Source organism: Streptomyces sp. NPDC045956, assembly GCF_056430705.1.
In genome coordinates, this window is record NZ_JBWKKZ010000010.1 from 70,561 (window position 1) to 92,840 (window position 22,280).

23 protein-coding genes and 1 pseudogene are annotated in these 22,280 nt (G+C 70.9%); 12 read left to right on the forward strand and 12 right to left on the reverse strand.

Annotated elements, in window-relative coordinates:
- Window positions 1-71 precede the first annotated feature (71 nt).
- Window positions 72-719 carry an HD domain-containing protein gene (locus tag AC07FV_RS25410; RefSeq protein ID WP_479089550.1) on the forward strand — a complete coding sequence of 216 codons (648 nt, stop codon included), beginning with the start codon at window positions 72-74 and terminating at the stop codon, window positions 717-719.
- A 181-nt stretch (window positions 720-900) separates the two neighbouring features.
- Here the strand turns inward: AC07FV_RS25410 and AC07FV_RS25415 are convergent, their stop codons facing one another.
- Both AC07FV_RS25415 and AC07FV_RS25420 read right to left on the reverse strand, forming a co-directional pair.
- Window positions 901-1,827: an NADP-dependent oxidoreductase gene (locus AC07FV_RS25415; protein WP_479089551.1), complete on the reverse strand. Its 927-nt coding sequence runs from the start codon at window positions 1,825-1,827 to the stop codon at window positions 901-903.
- Between the two features lie 193 nt (window positions 1,828-2,020).
- Window positions 2,021-2,659: an HD domain-containing protein gene (locus AC07FV_RS25420; RefSeq protein WP_479089552.1), complete on the reverse strand. Its 639-nt coding sequence runs from the start codon at window positions 2,657-2,659 to the stop codon at window positions 2,021-2,023.
- Window positions 2,660-2,794: 135 nt separating this feature from the next.
- Between AC07FV_RS25420 and AC07FV_RS25425 the strand changes: the two genes are divergently transcribed.
- Entirely contained in the window at window positions 2,795-3,769 is a 975-nt protein-coding gene (locus tag AC07FV_RS25425; RefSeq protein WP_479089553.1) for a GlxA family transcriptional regulator, read from the forward strand.
- A gap of 24 nt (window positions 3,770-3,793) precedes the next feature.
- On the opposite strand, the gene AC07FV_RS25430 is transcribed toward AC07FV_RS25425, so the two are convergent.
- Window positions 3,794-4,843: an oxidoreductase gene (locus AC07FV_RS25430; protein ID WP_479089554.1), complete on the reverse strand. Its 1,050-nt coding sequence runs from the start codon at window positions 4,841-4,843 to the stop codon at window positions 3,794-3,796.
- A gap of 307 nt (window positions 4,844-5,150) precedes the next feature.
- Between AC07FV_RS25430 and AC07FV_RS25435 the strand changes: the two genes are divergently transcribed.
- Window positions 5,151-5,825 (forward strand): TetR/AcrR family transcriptional regulator, encoded by a 675-nt coding sequence (locus AC07FV_RS25435; protein ID WP_479089555.1) that lies wholly within the window; start codon window positions 5,151-5,153, stop codon window positions 5,823-5,825.
- Between the two features lie 129 nt (window positions 5,826-5,954).
- Here the strand turns inward: AC07FV_RS25435 and AC07FV_RS25440 are convergent, their stop codons facing one another.
- On the reverse strand, window positions 5,955-6,668 hold the full coding sequence (locus tag AC07FV_RS25440; protein ID WP_479089556.1) for a S1 family peptidase: 714 nt from the start codon (window positions 6,666-6,668) through the stop codon (window positions 5,955-5,957).
- A gap of 187 nt (window positions 6,669-6,855) precedes the next feature.
- Here AC07FV_RS25440 and AC07FV_RS25445 point away from each other — a divergent pair, with 187 nt between their 5' ends.
- Entirely contained in the window at window positions 6,856-7,140 is a 285-nt protein-coding gene (locus AC07FV_RS25445; protein ID WP_479089557.1) for a hypothetical protein, read from the forward strand.
- Between the two features lie 264 nt (window positions 7,141-7,404).
- On the opposite strand, the gene AC07FV_RS25450 is transcribed toward AC07FV_RS25445, so the two are convergent.
- Window positions 7,405-7,926 (reverse strand): GNAT family N-acetyltransferase, encoded by a 522-nt coding sequence (locus tag AC07FV_RS25450; protein ID WP_479089558.1) that lies wholly within the window; start codon window positions 7,924-7,926, stop codon window positions 7,405-7,407.
- Between the two features lie 293 nt (window positions 7,927-8,219).
- On the opposite strand from AC07FV_RS25450, the gene AC07FV_RS25455 reads away from it, so the two are divergent.
- A complete protein-coding gene (locus tag AC07FV_RS25455) occupies window positions 8,220-9,461 on the forward strand; it encodes a hypothetical protein (protein ID WP_479089559.1) in 1,242 nt (413 codons plus the stop codon).
- Window positions 9,462-9,785: 324 nt separating this feature from the next.
- A complete protein-coding gene (locus AC07FV_RS25460; protein ID WP_479089560.1) occupies window positions 9,786-10,538 on the forward strand; it encodes a hemerythrin domain-containing protein in 753 nt (250 codons plus the stop codon).
- A 184-nt stretch (window positions 10,539-10,722) separates the two neighbouring features.
- On the opposite strand, the gene AC07FV_RS25465 is transcribed toward AC07FV_RS25460, so the two are convergent.
- From AC07FV_RS25465 to AC07FV_RS25475, 3 genes are all read right to left on the reverse strand, one after another.
- Window positions 10,723-11,433 (reverse strand): phosphodiesterase, encoded by a 711-nt coding sequence (locus AC07FV_RS25465; RefSeq protein ID WP_479089561.1) that lies wholly within the window; start codon window positions 11,431-11,433, stop codon window positions 10,723-10,725.
- Window positions 11,434-11,746: 313 nt separating this feature from the next.
- Window positions 11,747-12,337, reverse strand: coding sequence for a hemerythrin domain-containing protein (locus tag AC07FV_RS25470; RefSeq protein WP_479089562.1), 591 nt, complete (start codon window positions 12,335-12,337; stop codon window positions 11,747-11,749).
- Window positions 12,338-12,347: 10 nt separating this feature from the next.
- A complete protein-coding gene (locus AC07FV_RS25475; protein WP_479089563.1) occupies window positions 12,348-13,547 on the reverse strand; it encodes a hypothetical protein in 1,200 nt (399 codons plus the stop codon).
- A gap of 522 nt (window positions 13,548-14,069) precedes the next feature.
- Here AC07FV_RS25475 and AC07FV_RS25480 point away from each other — a divergent pair.
- Window positions 14,070-14,660, forward strand: coding sequence for a BBE domain-containing protein (locus tag AC07FV_RS25480; protein ID WP_479089564.1), 591 nt, complete (start codon window positions 14,070-14,072; stop codon window positions 14,658-14,660).
- 236 nt (window positions 14,661-14,896) lie between these two features.
- Here AC07FV_RS25480 and AC07FV_RS25485 read toward each other — a convergent pair whose 3' ends face one another.
- The 3 genes from AC07FV_RS25485 to AC07FV_RS25495 all read right to left on the reverse strand — a co-directional run bounded on the left by AC07FV_RS25485 (window position 14,897) and on the right by AC07FV_RS25495 (window position 17,057).
- Window positions 14,897-15,052, reverse strand: a complete 156-nt coding sequence (locus AC07FV_RS25485; protein ID WP_010059700.1) for a hypothetical protein — start codon at window positions 15,050-15,052, stop codon at window positions 14,897-14,899.
- 499 nt (window positions 15,053-15,551) lie between these two features.
- Window positions 15,552-15,887 (reverse strand): hypothetical protein, encoded by a 336-nt coding sequence (locus AC07FV_RS25490; RefSeq protein ID WP_479089565.1) that lies wholly within the window; start codon window positions 15,885-15,887, stop codon window positions 15,552-15,554.
- Between the two features lie 285 nt (window positions 15,888-16,172).
- A complete protein-coding gene (locus tag AC07FV_RS25495; RefSeq protein ID WP_479089566.1) occupies window positions 16,173-17,057 on the reverse strand; it encodes an amidohydrolase family protein in 885 nt (294 codons plus the stop codon).
- 176 nt (window positions 17,058-17,233) lie between these two features.
- Here AC07FV_RS25495 and AC07FV_RS25500 point away from each other — a divergent pair, with 176 nt between their 5' ends.
- Window positions 17,234-18,073, forward strand: coding sequence for an IclR family transcriptional regulator (locus AC07FV_RS25500; RefSeq protein ID WP_479089567.1), 840 nt, complete (start codon window positions 17,234-17,236; stop codon window positions 18,071-18,073).
- A 97-nt stretch (window positions 18,074-18,170) separates the two neighbouring features.
- Window positions 18,171-18,329 carry a hypothetical protein gene (locus AC07FV_RS25505; RefSeq protein WP_479089568.1) on the forward strand — a complete coding sequence of 53 codons (159 nt, stop codon included), beginning with the start codon at window positions 18,171-18,173 and terminating at the stop codon, window positions 18,327-18,329.
- A gap of 22 nt (window positions 18,330-18,351) precedes the next feature.
- On the opposite strand, the pseudogene AC07FV_RS25510 reads toward AC07FV_RS25505, so the two are convergent.
- Window positions 18,352-19,863, reverse strand: a pseudogene (locus AC07FV_RS25510) (ATP-binding SpoIIE family protein phosphatase); the annotation flags it as partial.
- Window positions 19,864-19,955: 92 nt separating this feature from the next.
- On the opposite strand from AC07FV_RS25510, the gene AC07FV_RS25515 reads away from it, so the two are divergent.
- The 3 genes from AC07FV_RS25515 to AC07FV_RS25525 all read left to right on the forward strand — a co-directional run bounded on the left by AC07FV_RS25515 (window position 19,956) and on the right by AC07FV_RS25525 (window position 22,187).
- The gene (locus AC07FV_RS25515) at window positions 19,956-20,117 is read left to right on the forward strand and encodes a hypothetical protein (RefSeq protein WP_479089569.1); all 162 of its coding nucleotides are present in this window, start codon (window positions 19,956-19,958) and stop codon (window positions 20,115-20,117) included.
- Window positions 20,118-20,462: 345 nt separating this feature from the next.
- Window positions 20,463-21,434, forward strand: a complete 972-nt coding sequence (locus AC07FV_RS25520) for an alpha/beta hydrolase (protein ID WP_479089570.1) — start codon at window positions 20,463-20,465, stop codon at window positions 21,432-21,434.
- Between the two features lie 36 nt (window positions 21,435-21,470).
- Window positions 21,471-22,187: an alpha/beta fold hydrolase gene (locus AC07FV_RS25525; protein WP_479089571.1), complete on the forward strand. Its 717-nt coding sequence runs from the start codon at window positions 21,471-21,473 to the stop codon at window positions 22,185-22,187.
- The last annotated feature ends 93 nt before the right edge of the window (window positions 22,188-22,280 follow it).

Consider the following 22,280-nt stretch of genomic DNA (forward strand, 5'->3'; position numbering starts at 1 on the left):
CCCGCGACGAACACTGGTGAGACGCCGGTCGGCCCGGCGCAGCATCCCCTGCTTCGAAGAGGTGACACGCCATGACTGCGGACACGACCCTGACGGCCGGAATCCGCGTGCCCGGCACCAAGCTGGCGCGCGAAGCTACGGAACTGGTCCGTGACAGCACCAGCGAGCTCATCTACCACCACTCCCGCCGCGTGTACTTCTTCGGCAGCCTCCAGGGTCTTAACCGGGACCTCGGCTTCGACCCGGAGCTTCTGTACATCGGAGCCATGTTCCACGACCTCGGTCTGAACGAACAGTTCCGCTCCAGCGGTCGACGGTTCGAGGTCGACAGTGCCGACGAGGCACGTCGTTTCCTGCAGTCGCACGGCGTGCCCGAAGACAGCGTGCGGCGGGTGTGGACGGCGATCGCGCTCCACACCACCCCGGGCATCCCCGAGTTCATGGAACCGGAGGTCGCGCTCGTCACCGCAGGTGTCGAGTACGACGTCCTCGGCATCGGGTACGCGGACGTCTCCGAAAGGGACCGCCAGGACATCGTCGGCCTGCACCCCCGCCCGGACTTCAAGCGGCGCATCCTGACCGCCTTCACCGACGGCATTCGTCCGCGGCCCGAGACCACCTTCGGCAACGTCAAGGCCGACGTGCTCGAGCACTATGTGCCCGGGTTCCAGCGGGGAGATTTCGTGCGCACCATCCTCGACTCGCCGTGGGCGGAGTAGCGCATCCGCGTCGGCGCCTCCTTGGAGGAGCTGCCCGGGAACCCGCACGCGCTGGTCGTTCCCGGCCATCGGCAGCGAGCCCGGCTGCGGCACACCGGCCCTTGGACCACCGTGCCGCAGCCTCCCGATCCGGCGGGCCGGCGGGCCCGGCGAGCGAGGAGACCGCTCCTCGGGCCCGCGCCTACTCTCCGTCCTCGGCTACGCGGATGATCGTGCGCCCTGGGACGCGCTCTCGCTGGGTGAAGGCGGCCACGGCCTCGCCCAGTGGGCGCACCGTGCCGACCCGCACCCGGAGCCTGCCGTCCTGCACTCGCCGGGCGAGGTCGGCGAGGCGTGCGCGGTCGGGTTCCACCACGAAGAAGAGCGCCTGCCCGTCGACGGGGCGCACGGTGGGCGGCTGGGCGATGGTGACGATCGTGCCGCCGGGGCGCACGAGGGCGGCGGAGCGGTCGAGGATGTCCCCGCCGATCACATCGAACACGACGTCGACCTGGCCGGCGTCCTGCCGTCGGGCTGCCTCCAGGTCGAGGAAGGCGTGCGCGCCCAGGTCGAGGACGGTGTCGCGGTCGGCGGATCGGCCCGCGCCGATCACGCGGGCTCCCGCCTCGCGAGCGAGCTGCACGGCGATCGAACCGACCGCGCCGGCGGCGCCGTGGATCAGGACGGTCTGGCCGGTGCCGAGCCGGGCGTGGTCGAACAGGCCCTGCCAGGCGGTGAGGCCGGAGATCGGCAGCGCGGCCGCCACCGTGTGGTCCACGTCGGCGGGGAGCGGGGCGAGGTTGCGGGCCTCCACGGCGACGTACTCGGCGAGCGAACCGTTGCGCGCCCAGTCGGTCGGCCCGAAGACCCGCTGGCCCACGGTGAGCCCGGTCGTTCCGAAGCCGAGTTCCGCCACCACTCCCGAGACCTCGTGCCCGGGCACACTCGGAGTGCGGTCGCGGCCCGCACGGTCGGTCCAGGTTGCGGGCCAGTCCAGTTCTCCTCGGGTGAAGCCCGCGGCGTGTACGCGCACGATGACGTCGTTCTCCGCGGCATGGGGATGCGGGAGGTCCTGAAGGGTCAGCCCGGTGATTCCGGCCTCGCGATTACGTACAGTGATGGCTTGCACGGATGTTCCTTTCCGGACGTGGGGCCTCGGTAGGTGAGTGGGAGCCGCAGGACGCAGATACGTCAGTGGCTTCGCGAGGCGGAAGCGTCGCCGTCCGACCGCCGGCACCTCCTCGGCGGCGGGCCGGCGGGTCGGAGAGGCGGTGCGGCGCCTACGCGGCGAGTCGGTCGGGTCGGTCCCGACTGCCGCCGGGTCATCGCGGCCAGGGAGCGTCGAGGACGCGCCGCACCATGGACCCGCGGCGAAATCCGGGGACGAAGTGTTCCAGAATGTCGGCGTTGACGGTCCCGTACGTGGTGTCGGGGCGGTCCTTGAGACCGTCGACGAACGCATGCAGGAACTCCTTCTTGAAGTCGCCGCGTGGGTGTGCGGCGACGATCTCGTCCAGCTGATCGCCGTCCAGCCGGTCCAGCCCCCAGCCGATCGCGTCGGTCAGTACGCCGTAGTGCGTGACGGCGACCTCGGGTGCCATCCGGCCGGGAACGCCCGGCGTCGAGTGCAGGGCGATCGCCCTCCACACCATTTCGGCGGCGCTTTCGGAGAAGCCGCGGTCGAGCAGGAACTTCCGCGCGTGGTCGGCACCGTCGAGTTCGAAGCGCTGCTGCGTGTCGGAGAACGGGAGCGAGAGACCTGTGTCGTGGAACATCGCCGAGATGTAGAGCAATTCGGGATCGGGTCGGAGACCCAGTCCCCGGGCGTGGAGGGAACCGAGGAGGAAGACCCTCCGTGAGTGGTGGAAGATCAGCGGATTCGTTCGCTCCCGCAGGAAGTCGGTGGCCTCCGCCGCAGCCGAGGTCTCGGGTACTTCCACTCCTGCGATGATGTCGGTCATGATGTGCGTGCTTTCCGATGCGAGGTGCTACGAGTGGACCGTGTGTCCCGCCTCCACGGTGCCGACAGTGCGGCCCCCGGCGCTGCCTCGGTCCGGCCACGAACCACTCGGATCCGGTCACCTCAGGATGGGCCGGTGAGTACCGGCACGCATCATGTGGCGGTCCTCGTCTACGACGGCGTCAAGCTGCTGGACGTCGCCGGCCCCGCCGAGGTGTTCGGAGAGGCGAATGCGCTCGGTGCCGATTACCGGATCTCGCTGGTGTCGACGACGGGCGACGGCGTCGCCTCCTCGGTCGGCATGCGGGTCGCGGTCGACGGCAGTGCCGCCGCGGAGCCGGACCCCGACACGTTCCTGATGCCGGGCGGCGACGTCTTTCCCCGCACCCCCGTCGCACGCGACCTCGTCGAGGCCGCCAGAAATCTGGCCGCCCGTGCCGGCCGGGTCGCCTCCGTGTGCTCCGGTGCGTTCGTCCTCGGTGCGTCGGGGCTGCTCGACGGCAAGCGGGCGACCACCCACTGGAAGATCGCGGGCGAACTCGCCGCCCGGCACCCGGAGGCCCGAGTCGAACCCGACGCCATCTACGTACGTGACGGTACGACGTACACCTCCGCGGGCGTCACCGCGGGCATCGACCTCGCATTCGCCCTCGTCGAGGAGGACCACGGTCCCGAAGTGAGCCGGGAGGTGGCCAGGTCCCTGGTCGTCTACCTGCAACGGGCGGGCGGCCAGTCGCAGTTCTCCGCTCCGCTGCAAGGCCCGCCGCCTCGGTCGCCGGCCCTGCGCCGGGTCGTCGACCTGGTCACGGCAGAGCCCTCCGGGACCTACTCCCTCACCGAACTGGCCGGGCACCTCAACGTCAGTACCCGCCATCTCACGAGGCTGTTCCGGGAGGAGCTCGGCACCACACCGGCCCGGTACGTCGAGTCGATCCGGTTCGACATCGCGAAGTCACTGCTCGACCAGGGGCACACCGCGACGCAGGCGGCGTCCATGGCCGGCTTCCCGAGCTACGAGAGCATGCGCCGTGTCTTCGCGCGGGAGCTGTCCCTCTCCCCCACCGCCTATCAGCGCCGCTTCGGCACCGCCCGCCGTGACCAGACCAGGTAGCGTCCGACGGGCGGAGCCGAACGGTCATCGCGAGCGTCGCCTCCTCCGCAGGGGCAGAGGAAGCGACGCCTGCTCGGGAGTTGCTGCCGCTGACGGGCGACACCCCGCTCCGGGCGGAGCCTTGAGCGGCCCCCGCATCGGAGCCTGGAGGGCGGCCTCGAGGTCGAAGGGGACACCGGTGAGCTGTTCGCTCGCCGTCCACAGCCGCCTGCCCTCCGCGGGGTCGTCGGCGCCCGGGGGGAGCTTGGCGGGCTTGGGCGTGCCGGAGGTCTGGTCCCGTCCGGCGGGGCCGATGAACCGGCCCGCCCGAGCGTACGGGCTGGTCGCCGCGTACAGGGAGGGCCAGGCGGCGCCCTGGGCCGAGCCCATGAGCAGGCGTGCGGCGATCGGGGTCACCATACGGCTCAGGGCGCCGGTGCCGTGCTGCTGGAGATCGGTCATCGCCGACCCCGGGTGGACGACGAGCGCCTCGACGGCGCTGCTTGCGGTGCGGCGCGCGAGTTCGAGGGTGTAGACGATGTTGGCGCGCTTGGACTTGGCGTAGGCGCTCATGGGGCGGTAGCTCCTTTCGCTCATCAGGTCGTCCAGCCTGCCCATCGGCCATCGTGCGGCGATGGCGCTGACCGTGACGACGCGCGGTGCGGAGGAGCGCCGTACCGCGGGCCATATGTGGGCGTTGAAGGCGAAGTGGCCGAGGTGGTTGGTGCCGACCGTCATCTCGAGGCCGTCGCGGGTGGTGCGCCGCTCGGGCAGGTTCATCACGCCGGCGTTGTTGAGGAGCAGGTCGACCGTCTCGGTCTCGGCGATGCGGGTGGCCGCGTCGCGGACGGAGGCGAGGTCGGAGAGGTCGAGCACGAGGGTGTCCGTACGGGCCTCGGGGGTCGCGGCGCGCACCGCCTCCGCGGCCTGGTCCAGCTTGGTCCGGCTGCGGCCGGCCAGGATGACGCGGGCCCCGTGCCGGGCGAGCGCGCGGGCGGTCTCGAGTCCGATCCCGCCGTTCCCGCCGGTGATCAGCGCGGTGCGGCCGGTCTGATCGGGTATGTCGTCGGGCGTCCAGTGGTCCACTGCGGTCACGCTCCTCGGATGCGTTGATGTGTGCTCGGTCGTGCGGCGTCCGACCGGGTCCTGACACCGGTCCGGAAGGGCGTGCCGAGGATGCCCTCGGCGGAGGGCGCTTCGGCGATGACCTGGTCGGTGTCCGGACGCGGGCCACCGAGGGCGGCGGCATCGACCGCGGTGAACTTCTGGTCGGCGCCACGGCGTGCTCCAGGTCGGCGCCGCGCCGGATCCTTTTTCAGACCGGTGGTCTGTTCAGCCTGCGCACCAACATAGGAGACCGCCGGTCTGATGTCAAAAGACCGGCCGTCTGTAATCTAAGGGCATGACGAACTTCCAGCGTGCTCGCAGTGAGGAGCAGCGTGAGACACGGCGCCGGGCCATCCTCGACACCACGGCCGCCATGCTCGAGGAGATGCCGGTCGGCGAGATCAGCCTGAACGAGCTGAGCCGCCGGGTCGGGCTGGCGAAGTCCAATGTGCTGCGCTATTTCGAGTCGCGTGAGGCGATCCTGCTGGAGTTGCTCGATCGTGCCTGGCGGCAGTGGGTGGCCGACCTGCCCGCCCTGGTACACGCCGACGTCGACCAGGACGCCCCGGTGAGCGGGCGTGCGGAGCGGTTCGCCGCCGTCGTCGCGGACTCCCTCGCCTCACGCCGGGTCCTGTGCGACCTGCTGAGCGCTCAGGCGGGCGTACTGGAGCACAACGTCTCCCCGCAGGCGGCCGCCCGCTACAAGCACGCGGCCGTGGCCAACGTCGCCGGCATCGCGGCGCTGACCCGTCGGCACCTTCCGGAATTGGGCGACCATGCACCTCAGTTGACCGCAGCCATGATCATGGCCATCGGCGCCGTGTGGACCCATGCACGGCCCTCCCCGGCGATGCTCGCCGCCTATGAAGCCGACCCCTCACTCACCGCGTTCAAGCTGGACTTCGCGACCGCACTGCGGGAGATGCTGGCCACGCTCATCGTGGGCACCGTGGTCCGCGCCTCCGCCTGAGCGCGTCCCGGCAGTAGCGGCCCGGTACGGCCCGTGGACGGTACCGGCAGAGGCGAGGCAGTCGGCCGCGGCCCCGGGAGGGTGGCGAAGTCACCCTCGCCCCAGCGCTCCGCACGCCGGTGGCGCCGGTCAGTAGATGCTCAGTCCGTACGCCGACAGCCACTCGACCACCGGCTGGTAGTAGGTGAAGCCTCCCGAGCTGCAGTTGCCGCTGCCGGCGACGATGATGCCGAGCGCGGTGGTACCGGAGAAGGCCGGGCCGCCCACGTCTCCGGGTTCGGAGCAGGCAGTGGAACGGAAGAGGCCGCTCACGCTTCCTCCGCCGTAGTTCACCGTGAGGTTGACCGCCTGGACGGTCCCGCAGCGGAGTCCGGTGGTGCGTCCCACGTGGCAGACCGACTGGCCGACGACCGGGCGCGCCGCGGCGGTGATGTCACGGGTGCCGGCCCCGGCGCCCAGGGAGACCTCGCCCGGACGGGCGACCGTCGTACCGGTGTACCGGACGGTCGCGTAGTCGTTGCCGGGAAAGCTGCTGCCCGCGGTGACCCCGACGGGGACGGTGAGGGCGGCGTCGGCGTACCAGGTGGTGCCGGCCGTCTGCGCACACCGGCCCGACAGCAGCGCGAACTCGGCGGACCCGGAACGGGCGTTGAACCCGACGGTGCACCGGGAGCCCGCGCTGTACAGCGTGTCGCCGCCGCGCACCGCGAGGGCGGCCTGCCTCTCCCGCGGCGCGGCGTCCGCCACCGGGCCGAGGACGGTGGTCCAGCCCAGGAGCAGGGCCAGGAGGACGACGGCGTGGACGGCGACGTGCGCGAGGCGGTAAGAACGCGTGCGAGCCACAGCAGCCTCCAATGTCATGGACTGGCCATTGTGACCCCTTCGGAGCCGGGCGGTCAGACCCAAAGCCGCCAACCCCCGGTCGGTCACGGGGAGGCTCGCCATGGCCCGTTGTCACCGTTGCTTCGCCTGGTGCGATGTGCAAGCGTGACCGCGACCGCGTTGCCCAGCCCGTCGCGAGGGGAAGATCATGCGTGCACGTCGAGTCGTCGCGTCCGTCGGTGCGGCCGTGGGGATCGGGCTCGGCGCTCTGACCGGCGCCACCGCCGAGGCCTCCGAGGGGGCGGCCCCTCAGGTCACCGCACAGCCGGCGGCCTGCAGCCAGATCACCTCGCGCCCCGGTGACACCTTCTCCCAGTATTCAGCAAGCTTCGGCATCAACGTCTACAAGCTTCTCTACGACAACAGCAACTGGTTCCACGGGGGCCCCGACGACCTCGTCCCCCCGGGCAACCGGGTCTACATCTGCCCCTGAGCCCGGAATCCGTGTAAGAGGGTCCTCGAACCCGGCATGCGGAGGGCGGCCCCACAGAGTCGGCGCGCAAAGCAGGCCCCTTGCCGCGAACGGTCCTGTTCCGGGCCGTTCATGAGCCAGACCGTCATACCAACCGCTCCGACCGTCATGCCAACCGCTCCGGAAGCAGGCAACAGGACTGCTGGTAGACGCGGCCGGGGCTGCTCGAGCACGGCCGCCGGCGGCAGGCAGTGCGGCGGGCCCACGACCGCCGTTGTGGCGGGTTCACAGGCTCTTGCGCAGGAGAACGCACATCGTCTCGTGGCGACGGATCGACCCGTCGGGTCCTTCCTCGTCCCAGGCGTCCGGCTCACGGCCGTATGCGACATAGCCGAGGCGCTCGTACAAGGCACGCGCCCGGGGGTTGTCCTCCTCCACGGCGAGTGCGGCCCGGCGCAGCCCGCGGTCCCGGATCCGTCGCTCGGCTGCTCGGACGAGCAGTGTCCCCAAGCCGCAGGACTGCAGCGCCGGCAGTACGGCGAGCTGCCACAGGGTTCCGGCTCCCTCGACGACTTGGTAGTCGATACCGCCGATCGCCACCGGCAGATCCGCGGGAGCGCAGACAGCAAGGTATTCCACCTCACCCGCCCCAACGCGCTCCAAGGCCCGTTCCACGTGGCGCAGATGGGTGCCCGATCCCGACCATGTGCACGCCGGTAGATCCCGGGGCAACAGATCGCGCACCCTCACCGGCAAGGTGACGGCGGCTTCAGCGAAGTCGTCTTGAGTTTTCACGCACAGAAGCATGCGAGGGCTGCGACGGCACCACAACGGATTTACCACGGGTCGTTCCGGTAGGTCCGAGGCAGCGACCGTGGAAGCCTCAGAGACAAGAACCTACTGGTGATCAATCTTCCACGGCAATGATCAAGTGGAGTGGCCAGGGGCAGAATAAGCCCCTCCGTGATCACTCATGGCCGCTTCCGACCTCGCGCGACCATTCCCGTGGCCGCTACATTTTCACTTGACAGGACGCGATCAAGGGGGAACAGGTGACGATGCGCTCCGCAGGAACCGTCAGCAGCTTCGGCAGATTACCTATGGCGGTGGTCGCCGCGGCGGCAGCCGTCGCAGCCACCGCCATAGGCCTTTCCGCCTCACCAGTTGCCGCCGCACCCACCGAGGTGACGGCAGCCCAGCCCGGTGGCACCTGTACCGCAGCCGACCTCGGCACACGCCACCCGTACATCAAGACCACCGAAGTGTCCCCGACGATCACTCACTTCAAGGGCTGGTACGTCACCGAGGGCACCACCGGCAACCAGACCATCACCACCAGTACCCAGACGACCATCACGGTCTCCGTCGGCCTCAACGGCAACGTCGAGGGCAGCTTCGCCGTCGAGGCCCTCGGCCAGGTCGGCACCGGCCTGGGCCTGAACGTGAAGGTGGACTACTCCTCCACCAGCAGCGAGTCGAACTCGGTCGGGTGGACCTTCAGCCAGCCCGGCTACTACGGCGTCTACAAGGGCACCAAGAAGGTCACCGGCACATACGGAAGCCTGAACTGCAACCGGACCCAACAGGGCGACGGCAGCTGGACCCTGAAGTGGGCCGAGGGGCCCGGCAGCGGCAGCTTCACCACCTACACCACCCTCGAAGAAGGCGCGGTGCGCTGCCAGGACGAGGTACCCGCGGGCAGCATCATGGCGAAGGCACAGGATCTCCTCGACTGCGGCTCGGCCGCCGCGAAGGCCGCGCACCCGGCGGGTGCGGTGGCGCCGACGGCGAAGCAGGAGCAGAGGCCGGACAGCCTCGCGCGGCCCTCGGCTCTCACCAGCGGCATGTCCGCCGCCCAGCCCGAGGTCAGCGCGCGCGGCGCGCGGGCCGCTCTCGACTGCCAGACCCAGGTGTACAGGATCGCCGTCCCCGGCAAGTCCCTGTCCTGGGGTGCGCCGCTCCTGGCGGACGACGGTGTCCGCCTGCGCCCCTCCACGATCTTCAGCGCCCACCTGGACAACTGGCGTCTGTGCAACGTCACCGAGCACAACGGGGTTCTCGAGGCGTCCCTGTGGAACTGGGGCAACGGTGGATGCGCGACCATCACCGAGCAGAACGCCGCCACCGACCGGGCGGTCCTGATGACGGTCCCCTGCACGGAGGACGACCTCCAGCGCTTCTACATCTACCGCGACGTACCCGGCAGCACGAAGATCGGCGTGCAGAACAAGTACACCGGCTCCATGATGGGCCACGACCGGTACGCGGACGGCGAGTTCATACGCCAGTACTCCAGCGGCAGGCCGGACGGTACGGGCACCTACTCCTTGATCGGAGTCTGACGGGCCAGATTCTGTGAGCGGCTCGACGGGGAGTTCCCAGCCGAGCCGCTGTCTCATCGCCGGCCGCGATTTCCCCTGCATGGTCGGACCAGCGGGCCGGGCGGCTCGTGAAGCGCCTTGGTCACCGGCCTCCGCGGTGACCTCCGGGCGAGGAGCCCTCAGGCGGTGAGCAGCCGCGCGGGTGGGCACTCGGCCTGTGTGTGGGAAGGAGCCCGTGATGGACAGTCCAGGTCACGAGATGTCTCATCCACCGGAACGAGTCACCGGCGACGAGCCCGCCCGTGAGAGCGGCCAGGCGCCCGGCGTCGAGGAGGGAGTGGAGCCATGACGGTCTCGATCGCCGAGCAGGACGCCGCTTCGCTCGGCGGCCGGAGAAGCATTCTGTGCCGCCAGCGCCGTGATCACGCGGAACTCGACGTCATGATGGCCCGCTACCGGTCCGGGGGGATGCCCGCCACGAAGCGAGACGCTTTGTGGCTGGACATCGTGCAGCTGGTGTTCAGCCACGCCTTCGCCGAGGAGACCGTGCTGTGGCCGATCCTGCGGCGCGTCCACCCGGCCGGCGAAGAGCTGACCGAACAGGTCGAACAGGAGCACCAGGCCATCAACGAACTGATCGCCCGCGTCGAGCGGACGCCAGACGACGCCCGCCGTGCCGGGTGGATCGAGGAGGCGTTCGTACTGATCTCGCAGGACATCCGCGACGAGGAGGACGAGCTCCTCCCCCGTCTCAGAGAAGCGTTCAGTGACCGCCGACTGCGGAACATCGGTGCCGTATGGGAAGCGGTACGGGCCACCGCACCCACTCGTCCCCATCCTGCGGTGTCACGCCGGCCCCCGGGGAACGCGCTGAGCGGTGTTCCGCTGAGCGTGTTCGACCGGCTGCGGGACCTCTCCCCCGTTGCCTCCCCGGCTGCCCGTCGTGCCACCGTGCTCCTCGCGGGCATGGCCGCGGCGGCCGGCTGCTCGGCCGTGGCCCGTCGCGCTCTCCGGCGCCCCCACCGCGGGGGAAGACCACGGCGGGCTCGCCATGCCTCATACGCGATCTCACCGCTCATCCGCTCGGGCGCGCCGTGACTGCAGGACGCTTGCGGAAACCGGACGCCGGCAGGCAATCGGCCTGCTGCTGATCCTCGTCACGCCGGGACTGATGGCCGCGCCCGGCATCGTAGGTCGACCGGAGAACGCCAAGGGCCCCCATTTGCCCACGCTCCGCACGTCCGGCGGAGCCTGGTCACCGCCTGTGCAGGTGTGGGCGAGGTTACTCCGGCCGGTGCCGACCGGTGATCCGTCCTCGGCGGGACCCGGCGTAGGCGGCGTCGCGCAGACGGCGCAGCCGTCCGGTGGGCCGCAGTCCGGGCAGGCTGCGTGCGTACGGGTCGTAGGACACGGTGCCGGTGGCCGGGGCGGCGTGCGCCGCCAGCAGGGACAGCGACGCGAAGGTGGTCCACGGCTCGTCGGGGGCTGCCGCACGCAGGTCGAAGCGGACGGGTCGGCGGGCGAGTTCCTGCCACAGTGTCGGCAGGGTGTCTCCGCGGGCGCCGTCCCCCTCCGGGACCGGAAAGGCTGCCAGGACCCGTTCGCGCTCCCCCATCCGGTAGGACAGCAGGGTGGAGTACGGGCCCCGCAGAGCGTTCGGGCGCGGGAGCGGCAGGTGGCGACCGAGCCGGCCGCGGCGGCTGGAGGTGAACAGCAGGTCGATCGCGTTTCCCAGGCTGTCGGCGTCCTCGACCCGTACGGCCAGGCCCAGGCCGTCCGGCAGCGGCCGGGGCAGCCCGAGCGCCCGGGACCAGCGCACCGTCGCCGTGTAGGAGCCGGGCCGGTCCAGCCAGGGCACGCCCCAAGGGGCGTCCGGACGGCCGGTCACGGTCAGCGTTCCCGTGCACAGCACGCCGTGGGGGTGCAGGGCCGGTGCCGAGCGCCACCGGGCCACCCGGCCGGCGACACGGCGGGCGATGCTACTGATGATCACGCGGCCCCTCGGAGTATGGAGCGGATGACGGCGCGGACACATCCGTCGGTCCTCTGCTTCCCACCTTCTGCGTCGCGGGTGCCTGGCTGAGCGGGTGAATGTGGCTCGCGGGGCGGGCCGTCGCCATCCCGCCGAGGACCCTCCGTCCGGCTCCGGATTTCCGTGACCGCCGAAGTGAAACGGCACCGCGTCCCGAAGCCGGCGCTCTTGAGGGACCCATCGCGGTCGCCGGCCCGTTTTGGTCAGCCCTGGCCGTGGGTCAGACGCTCCGCCCGTGGGCCCGGGAGGAGCCGCCCGGCCCCACCGGTTGGAGTCAGTCCTTGCCCATGGCTTTGCGAACGGCGTCCTTGGTACGGTCCATGAGGGCGGCCACCGGCCCCAGTGCCATGTTCTTCGCCGCGGATTCGACCCCTGGGTGGGGCCGGGTCGGTGCCATCGCCTCGGCGGCCTTGATCGCCTTCGCCATGCCGGCGAGGTCGGCAACGTCGGCGCTGCGGCGGATGTGCGTGAACTCGTAGCGTTCCTCGGCCCGCGCGTGTTCCTGGACGTCCCTGCGCAGCTTCATCAACTGCAGCATGAATTTCGGGTCGTCGGTGTCCGTGTCGTCGAGCGCGGACAAGGTCTCCTTGGCGGCCTTCTCCTCGGCGAGACGGTCCTTCACCACCTGCTCGCCACCGGGGAAGCCCTTGCGGGCGAAGGGGTGGACGACCTCCTCCTCGGCCGTCTCGTGCACCGCCAGCAGGCGCACCAGGCGGCGGAAGGCGTCCCGGCGTTCCTCGCCCTTGGTGGCCTCGACCTCGTCGAAGAGGTTGCGGATGTCGCCGTGCTGGCGCATCAACAGGGAGACGACGTCGTCGTCCTCGGCCATGTCGTCCCCGGCATGCGGGGTCTTCAGCTCTGACATCGCGGTCTCCCTACTTCTCGCGCTGGGAGGGGTCGGGGTGCTCGCCCTCGGTCTGGACGCGGTACTCGCGGCCGAACATCCCCTGGTGCTCGTGGATCACCCGGTCGCTCGGCGGGGCCTCACCACCGTGGATCTGCTCCTGCATCTGCTCGAACCGCTCGTGCGCATCGCGGACGTAGCCCGCGCCCAGTGTCGTGAGGTCCATCTGGGTGTCGAGCAATTCGCGCACGTACCCCTTGTTCGGCTCGAAGGTGAGCACGTTGGGCAGCTCCGGGGCGAGCACGGAGGCGGGGTCGCGGCCGTCGTGCGTGCGCATCAGATCGCAGGCGGCGTGCAAGTGCTCCAGCTCCATGTTCAGGTGCAGCTCCCAGATGGCCTTGACCTTGGGGTCGCTCTCCTGCTCCATGAAGGAGTAGTACAGGTAGCACTCGTTGTACTCGTGGTTGACCAGCTGCTCCCACCACGTCTCACCGGGGTCCACCAGGGACTCGTAGTGGGTGACGTGCTCCTCCTCGATCAGCCCGATCTCCTGGTAGAGCTGGCGGGCGATCGGCTCCATGTAGGTGGGGCCGGTGTTCATGTAGAAATTCATGGTCTGCTGCTCCGCCGACATGATCGTCAACGCGTGCAGCTTCGACAGCGGGTTCGTCTCGTCCTTGGCGTAGGGATCGCGGACGTTGTCCACCGGATTGCGGTGGTGGAACCTGGTGGGCCGGCCGGGCATGACCTCGGTCAGGCCGTCGACGATCGACTCCGCCTTGCGGTGCTCGATCATCTCGTACAAGTTCGCGTACCGGTACAGGTGGTCGAAGTCCTCCAGCACACCGAACTGGTACGCCTGCTTCAGGTACGGGTCCGGCTCCATCCGCGCCACCCACGCCGTCAGGTCCACGGCGACCTGCTCGTAGGCGATCGTCGTCTCCAGCACCGAGGAGACACCCGGCAGGAGCCAGTTCACGACCTTCTGCTGCTGCGCCTCGATGTAGCGGACCCGCGCAAGCTGTCGCTTGACCTCCGGGTCGACCGTGTTCCGGGCGAGCTGGTGGCTGAACAGGATCGCCTCCACCTCGATCCCGTTCATCGTGATGATCCGGCACCGGGTGTACGGGTCGCAGTGGTCCGGGTCGATCGGATCCACGTTCAGTTCGCGCCAGCTGCGCAGCTGGCGGTCCAGCGGGATACCCCGCTGCTCCAGCGGATTGAACGTCATGGGGCACTCTCCTCATTGAAAGGCCGAACGGGTGGAGTACCCCAAGCTCGCCGTATCACGTCCGCGGGGCGGTGGCCATGCTTCGCAGAACGACGGAGCCACGCCACACCCCACGCCCGGCCGGCTGCCTCTGTGCCCCTTCTGACCTAATCGAGGGCGCGCGTGTACGCCGGCCGGACTCCGAATGCCGACCGAGACAGGACGCGGACTCTCCGAGCGGTCGGGAGGCGCTCAGCCGCGTACGGATTCTCCCCCCGTTCGCCCGGAACCGGCCGATGATCTCGTTCGTCGGGCCGTAGCCGCACACGATGAACGTCTGGTGGGGCTCCCCCGCGTTCTGGGTGGCCCGAGGGGCGGCCGCAGCCGAGCACGCCGGTGTCCTTCCCCACGAGCTGGGTGAACGTGCCGGTCTCGGGTGAGGAGCCGGGCCGGTCCCAGCCGTGGATGCCCGTCCAGCGGGCCTCGTACCAGCGGGACCTTGCCGCTCGACGGCACGGGGATCGGTCGGGCGAGGAGCGTGCGGTGCGGCGGGGTGCGTGCAGGAGTGCCTGCTGGGCGTCCGGACGGCTGATCGCGCCCTGCGACTACGCGCGGGCGGCGAGCGAGGCGGACCGCTGGGGCGGCGGCACCCTCGGGCCCCGGGTAGCCTTCGCCGCCAAGTCACACATCGTGCGCGCACCCCTCGCCGCGCCGGCAGTGGCCGACATGGCCGCGGAACTCGCCCGCCCGCACCGCTTCGTGGGCGTGGGCGGGGCCGGCGGCCTGCTCATCGACGCCCTCGGCGGCGCCGTCGACGAGCGACCACCCGCCGCAACCGCCTTCCCCCACCGAGCCGCCGTCGGTGTCGTGCAATACCACTCCTACTGGTACCAGTTCACCGACCGCACGCACATTGACCGCCGGCTCGCCTGGCTACGCGGCGTCCACGCCACCATGGAGCCCCACCTCGGAACCGGCGGCCACACCAACGGTATGGACCCCGAACTCACCGACTGGCGCACCGCCTACCACGGCGACAACTATCCGAGGATGCAGCAGGTGGAGGCCGCCTACGACCCGGAAGAACTGTTCACCTTCCCGCAGGCGGTGACATCCGGCCCTGGCGCAGTCTGATCTCCGGCCGGGCAGCCGGCCGGCGAAGCGCCGGGGACGCCGTGAGGGCACGGTCGGCTGACAACACAAGGGCGGCGTGGGCCGGGGCCCACGCCGTTCCCATCTGTCTCTGTGGAGGGACTCTCACTTCGTCCCGGCCTCGAGTGGTCCAGAGGCTCCTCGCGGTGTGGAGGCTCCGGCGCGGAGGGAGCTCTGGACGGTCACTCGTTGCAGCGAGTCGGTGAGGCGCCCTGCCTCTAGAAGAAGTGCTTGCGTCCACCGACCGCGCGACCGGTCGCACCCAGGATCCACAGGATGGCGCCCACGAGGATGAGGATGCCACCGATCGTCGTCAGCAGACCCATGCCGACAAGCAGGCCGATGATCAGCAGAATCAGTCCAAGAATGATCATTTCAAAGCTCCATCGCTATTTCCGACTCAGACGCGTGTGCGTTCCAGCTTCACAACGGCTCGAGTTCGGCCTCAGGTGTGGGGTCCTGACCTGCTCCGACTGCCAGGACCTTCGTGCGATAGCCCTTGTGCCCGGCGACACAGGGTTCACACACCTCCTCGAAAATTCATTCACGAAGAGGTTGCTGGACTCGCGGGCCGAGGCCACCTGGAACCCCGGCCGGTCCGTGACTGGCCCGCCGTGCGGGCTCTCGTCGAGCTGCTGATCCTGCTCGAGGATCTCCGTACGGTCGCCGCGTCCATCCCTGCTCGACGCATCGCGGCGTCGAGCAGGGGCGGGAAAGCGAGGCATCCTGGTCTCCGGTCCGCTCCGCACAGCTTCCGGCTTCCGTGCCGGGTGGTGTCTGTCGGCAGTGTCGCCGGAGTCAGGTCGTGACGCACATACTCCGCGTGTTCGGGAGCTGGGATGCCCGGCCCTGAGCGGGTTCCGCCCGGGCGGGTCAGATGCCCATGGAAGCCATTTCGATGGCCGTGCGGTAGTTGGCCGAGGCGGTGACCACGCACGCACGGTAGGTCCGGTCACTCTTCACGGCCAGGAAGTAGTCGCGCAGGTTCTTCCAGTAGTTGACCAGATACCCGAGTCCGGGCACGAAGCCGGCCGGGCGCGGCACGAGGGCGAAGGCCTCGCTGCACTCGAGGATCTCGCCCGTGGCCGTGGACAGCACGCCGGCCACCTCCGCGTTCATGTTCCAGCCGGCAGCCAGCTGGGGTGTCCAGATGGCGCCCGCGACGGCACGCAACTGCTCCTGCTCCTCGGGCGTGGGGTCGCTCGTCACTGTCGCCTGCGCGCTCAGCGGTGCCCCGGTCGGCGCACTGCCCGCGGCTGCCGCGGCCGGACCGGCTACTGCCGTCGCCACCAACACAGCCGCGACCGCGACCGCGATCCTGGCGCCATGACGTCTGCTGTTTCCGCTACCTGTCGTCATCGTGTGTCCCTCCCCTGGAAAGCCTTCGACGCCCGAAGGTGACACGGCCCCGACCGCACGGTCAACGGCGACAATCACGCCACGCTTCTCCTCCCCCGACCTGCCGTCCCGGTCGCGGCTCACCGCCCGTCTCCCTCAGTCCTCGGGCAGTGACTGCGCGGGTGTGGGCGCGGCGAACAGTCGTCGGGCGTTGCGGGTGGTGAGGTCCCGCCAGGTGTCGGTCGCGGACGGCTGCGCGGCCGAGTCGACGGACTCGACCTGGGCGACGGCCAGGTCGGCGGGTGTCCAGCAGTAGTCACTGCCGTACAGGAGGCGTTCGGTGCCGAAGGCCGCGTCGAAGGCGGGGATCTGGCGCGGGAAGGGTGTTCCGGCCATGTCGTACCAGAGGCGTCCCAGCTGTTCCAGGGCGCTCGGGGCGCCCGTGGGGCCGCCTCCCAGCATGGTGCGGAACAGTTCCAGGCGGTCGGCGAGCAGCGGCAGTGCTCCCCCGCCGTGCGTCAGGACCCAGCGGATGCGCGGACGCCGGGTGAGTACGCCGCGGAAAAGCAGGTCGCTCGCGGTGCGGGCGGTGTCGAAGAGGAACTCCAGCATCGGCCTCGGACGGCCCAGGGAGAGGTCGTCGGCATGGGGCGGGGACGTGGGGTGGACGAAGACGACGGCGCCGCGTCGGTCGAGTTCCTCCCACAGCGGTTCGAGCCGGGGATCGCCGAGGTAGAGGCCGTGGTGGTTGGTCTCCACCGTCACCCCGTCCGCACCGAGTACGTCCAGGGCGTGCGCGGCCTCGGCGAGCGAACCTTCGACATCGGGCGGGGGGAGCGAGGCGAAGTGTCCGAAGTGCTGCGGATGCTGGGCGCGGACCCGGGCGCCGAAGGTGTTGACCTCCCGTGCGAGGGCCCGGGCGGCGCCGTCGTCGCCGAAGTGCACGCCCGGCGAGGAGATGGACAGGTACGACTTCTCGATTCCCGAGCGCCGCATCAGGTCGAGGTGCCGGTCGGCGGTCCAGGTGGGCCAGCCGGGCATCCCGTCGGGGTGTTAGATGCCGGCGGACCGGGCCGCGGCTACGTAGTCGTCGGTGACGAAGTGGGCGTGGACGTCGATGAGTCCGGACGAGGTCATGCGGAGGCTCCTGGTTCACGGGGCTGGACGGGACCACCGTAGGAGGGGGGGTCGTAGAGTGGTACGGGTAATTTCGATGAATGGAACACGACGTGAGTGAGGCGGGTGCCTCCCCCAGTGACGCTCGGGTGCGGCGCGGCGGGCGGCCCGCCGAGGGGCAGCCGGTCATCGACCGGGCCTTCGCCCTGCTCGGCGCGTTCGACAGCGACCACCGGGCGCTGTCCCTGGCGGACCTCGCGCACCGCAGCGGCATTCCCCGCAGCAGCGCGCTGCGGCTCGCCCGCTCGCTCGTGCACGTGGGTGCGCTGGAGCGTCTCGGCGACGGCCGTTTCGTCGTGGGGCTGCGGTTGTTGGAGACCGCGTCCCTGGCGCCTCGTGGGCACGGTCTGCGGTCCGTGGCCATGCCTTTCATGGACGATCTCTTCCACGTCACCCGTCAGCATGTGCTGCTCGCCGTGCGGGACCAGGCGGACGCTCTGCTCGTCGAACGACTGTCGGCACGCGACGCCAGTCCGGTGCGCTACCGCGTGGGCGGCCGCCTTCCCCTAGCGTCCACCGGGGTCGGCCTGGTGCTGCTCGCCTTCGCGCCGGCCACCGTGCAGGACCACGCGATCGCCACCTACCAGCCCGGGACCGGGGACGACGACATACGCGACCCCGCCGACCTGCGCCGTGCGCTCGCGGAGGTACGGCGTGGCGACTACGCCGTCGGCCGCCAGAGTGAGCCCTGGCGGCTGAGCACCGTGGCCGCGCCGGTGCGGGACGGCGACGAGGTGGTGGCCGCGCTGTCGGTCGTGGCACCCACCAGCGGGTTCCCGGACGCGGGCTACGGCCCCGCCGTGCGGGCGACTGCCCGGGCGATCTCCCGGCGGCTGGCACAGGACGGCCGGCGTGCGATCCCCCTGACAAGTGGCGAGTGATTCCCCTGACGAGTACCGACGCGCGTCCGGGAGACCGACCGCCCGGCGACGCTGTGCCCCGCAGGACGAGTCCCGCGCCCGTCACCGTCGTGGGGTCATGACTGTCGAGGGCGTCATCACCGCCATCACCGCCATCACCGTCATGGCCGTCATGGCCGTCATGGCTGTCATGGCTGTCATCACCGTCGTCCGAGCGGCGTCGTCGGTGGATTCAGCGGTGGTCCGTTCGGCCCTCCGCCGGGGCGGACACCTGTGACGGAGCGTGAGCGGTGGGCGTCTCAGTCGGACAGTTCCTGCTCGACCCAGATCGTCTTGCCCGTCTGTCCGTACCTGCTCCCCCACCGTCGGCACAGCTGAGCCACCAGGAACAGCCCCCGGCCCCCTTCCTCGCTGGTCCGGGCCCGGCGCATGCGGGGCTGGGTGTTGCTGGGATCGGTGACCTCGCAGAAGAGGGCCTCGTCGCGGATCATGCGCAGCCCCACGGGCCCGCCCGCGTACCGCACGGCGTTGGTGACGAGTTCGCTGACGATCAGTTCGGTCACGAAGGCGTTGCCCTCGAGGCCCCACTCGGCGAGTTGGTCGGTCGCCGCCTCTCTCGCCGAGGCGACCGCACGCGGGTCGGCGGGGAACTCCCAGGCTGCGACGGAGCCCGTTCCCAGAGCGGAGGCGCGCGCGAGCAGGACGGCCGCGTCGTCGCGCGGGGGATGCGCTCCGGAGCCGGTCATGAGCGCGTGAGCGATCGCGGTGAGGTCGCCGCCGGAGGACCGGAGCCGCGCCAGCCGGTCCGCCAGTTCGCGGGTGGCCGCGCCGAGGTCGGTGCCGTGCCGCTGGAGCAGGCCGTCGGTGTACAGCGCGAGGACCCCGTCCGGGGGGATGTCCACGGTCGTCGTCTCGAACGGCAGACCGCCCACACCGAGGGGAGGCCCCGGTCGCATGGTCACCTCGGTGACCTCGCCGTCCGGCAGGGCCAGCAGCGGCGGGGGGTGTCCCGCCGCCGCCATCGTGCAGCTTCCGGCCACCGGGTCGTGCACGGCCACCAGGCAGGTCGCGCCGACCACGTCGCGTTGTGCGGGTTCGACCTCGCAGGCCAGCCGCGACACCAGGTCGTCCAGGTGGGTGAGCAGTTCGTCGGGGGGCAGTTCCAGGTCCGCCAGCGTCTGCACGGCGGTGCGCAGTCGCCCCATGGTGGCCGTGGCGTGCAGACCGTGGCCGGTGACGTCTCCGACGACGAGTGCGGTGCGCAGCGAGGGCAGCTCGATCGCGTCGTACCAGTCCCCGCCGATCTCGGCGCCCCCCGCCGCGGGTCGGTAGACGCCCGTCGTCTCCAGGACGCGCGTGGAGGTGAACGCCTGGGGCAGCAGTCGCCTCTGGAGGGTCACGGCGGCGCGGTGTTCCCGGGTGTACCTGCGGGCGTTGTCCACGCCGAGAGCCGAGTGGGCCGCGATCTCGGCCAGCAGCACCGTGTCCTCCTCGTCGAAGGGCTCGGACTCGTCGGTGCGCCAGGCGGCCACCAGGCCGAGCACCAGGCCGCGCGCGAAGAGGGGGGCGGCGATCATGGAGTGGCCGCCCTCGGGCGCCGCGAGACGCAGGTGGGCGTGGTCCCGGAGCCCCTGGACCAGGGTCTCCCGGTCGATCAGGATCGTGCGGCCTTCCTGGAGCTCGCGGATCATGGGCAGATCGGGGAAGGCGGGAACCTGCTCACCGGACTGGAGGAGTCCGGGCGGCCACGTACCGCTCGCCGATTTCACGGCCGTCCGGCGCAGGTGGAGGTCGCCGCCGCCGACGGGCGGAACGCCGGGCCGACGGCTGGCGCATCGTCGCGCTGGACCCCGTCTACGAGCGCGACACGCTCAGCGCCTGCCTGCCCGGCACGCCCCTCACGGTGACCGCCGCGGAACTCGCCGGCTTCCGGCGGCCGTACCGCATGCTCGCCTACGTCCTCGGCCGCCGCGGGTACACCGTCGCGCAGGACCTGTACGGCGACGACCGTCCGGATGCCGTACGCGGGCTGGAGCGGGCGGCTGCGGACTGGTTGCACGGCTGACGAGTCGGCCGGTGCCTCACGGTCACCGGTACGGCCGCGACGCACGGGGCCCGCCGGATGCCGACCGGAACGGACCTTCTCGCTCTCGACGAGGACGGGACCGCGTGCTCCCCTGCCCGGCGGCCCCGCGACGCGATCGCCGCCGGCGTGTCGTCGCTCCTCACCTGCTCCTGAACCTCTCGGGGTCCCTCCCGTGCGCTACGGGATCAGAGTCCGTGCGCGGGTGTGCAAGTGCCCCCGTAGCGGCGGCCCTAGCGTGGCTGTGAACGGTCCGGTTGTCCTTCGGCCCCGTCGCGGGGCGCACAGCCGGTCACACCGACACGCACGTGATCCTCAGGAGCAGACATGTCCCAGACGTTCGAGCCGGTCCGGCCGGTGCTCGAGCCGGCCGCCGCGGCGTTCGCGGAGGCGACCGCCAACCCCCCGTATCTGTTCGAACTGGCCCCGGCGGAGGGCCGCAAGGCGGTCGACGAGGTGCAGTCCGGGGACGTCGTCAAGCCGGACGTCGACGAGGAGTGGATCACCGTGTCGGGCGGGCCGACGGGCAGTGTCCGTGCCCGCATCGTCCGGCCCGCCGGCGCCGAGGGCACCCTGCCCGTCGTCCTCTACATCCACGGCGCCGGCTGGGTCTTCGGCAACGCCCACACCCACGACCGGCTGGTACGGGAACTCGCCGTCGGTGCGCACGCGGCCGTGGTCTTCCCGGAGTACGACCTCTCCCCCGAGGCCCGCTACCCGGTCGCCATCGAGCAGAACTACGCGGTGGCCCGGTGGATCGTCACCGACGGCGCCACCAAGGGGCTCGACGGCGACCGCCTCGCCGTCGCCGGCGACTCCGTGGGCGGCAACATGACCGCCGCGCTCACCCTCATGGCCAAGGAGCGCGGGGATGTCCCCCTGGTCCAGCAGGTCCTCTTCTACCCGGTGACCGACGCCGCCTTCGACACCGCGTCGTACCACCAGTTCGCCACCGGGTACTTCCTGCGCCGCGACGGCATGCAGTGGTTCTGGGACCAGTACACCACCGACGAGGCGGAGCGCGCCCAGATCACGGCCTCCCCGCTGCGGGCCACCACCGAGCAACTGGCCGGGCTGCCGCCGGCCCTCGTCATCACCGGCGAGGCCGACGTCCTGCGGGACGAGGGCGAGGCGTACGCCAGCAAGCTGCGCGAGGCCGGCGTGCCGGTCACCGCGGTCCGCTACCAGGGCGTCATCCACGACTTCGTGATGCTCAACGCGCTGCGCGGAACCCACGCGGCCGAGGCGGCCGTCAACCAGGCCGTCGCCGTCCTGCACACCGCGCTGCACACCCGCTGACGCCCCGCCCCTACCCGCCTCGGGAGCACAGACACCATGGGCACCACTCCCACCGCGCTACTCGTCCACGGCGCGTTCGCCGACGCCGGCAGCTGGTCCGGCGTCATCGCGGAGCTTCAGGACCAGGGCATCCCCGTCGTGGCGCCGCCGAATCCGCTGCGCGGCCTGGCCTCCGACGCCGCGTACATCGCCGCGCAGGCCGCCCAGATCGACGGCCCGGTCGTACTGGTCGGCCACTCCTACGGCGGGGCGGTCATCTCCGTGGCGGGCACCGCCGAGAACGTCGTCGGCCTCGTCTACGTCGCCGCCTACGTTCCCGACGAGGGTGAGAGCCTCGGCGAGCTGCAAGAACGTTTCCCGCTGTCGCCGCTGGTCAGCAACCTGTCGGAGAAGACGTACCCCGTCGCCGGCGAGGAGCCCGGGGTCGAGGTCACGATCGCGACCGACGCGTACCCGGGCATCTTCGCCGCCGACGTCCCCGCCGAGGTGACCAGGGTCCTGGCAGCGGCGCAGCGTCCCCTGGCCGCCTCGACCTTCACGGAGACCGCCTCGGCCGCGGCGTGGCGGGACAAGCCGTCCTGGGCGCTCGTGGCCGGCGCGGACCGGGCGATCAACCCGGAGGTGGAACGCTTCGGCGCGCGGCGCGCCGGGGCGACGGTCGTCGAGATCGACGGCGCGTCGCACGCCGTGGCCGTCTCCCGGCCCAAGGACGTCGCCGCCCTGATCCGGGACGCGGTGCGCGCGACCACCTGACGCGCCGGTAGGCGGCAACCCGCGCGACGGCCGCGCGGCCGTCGCGTTCGGCCGTGCCGAACGGATCAACCATGTGCGGGGCAGCCGCCCTGG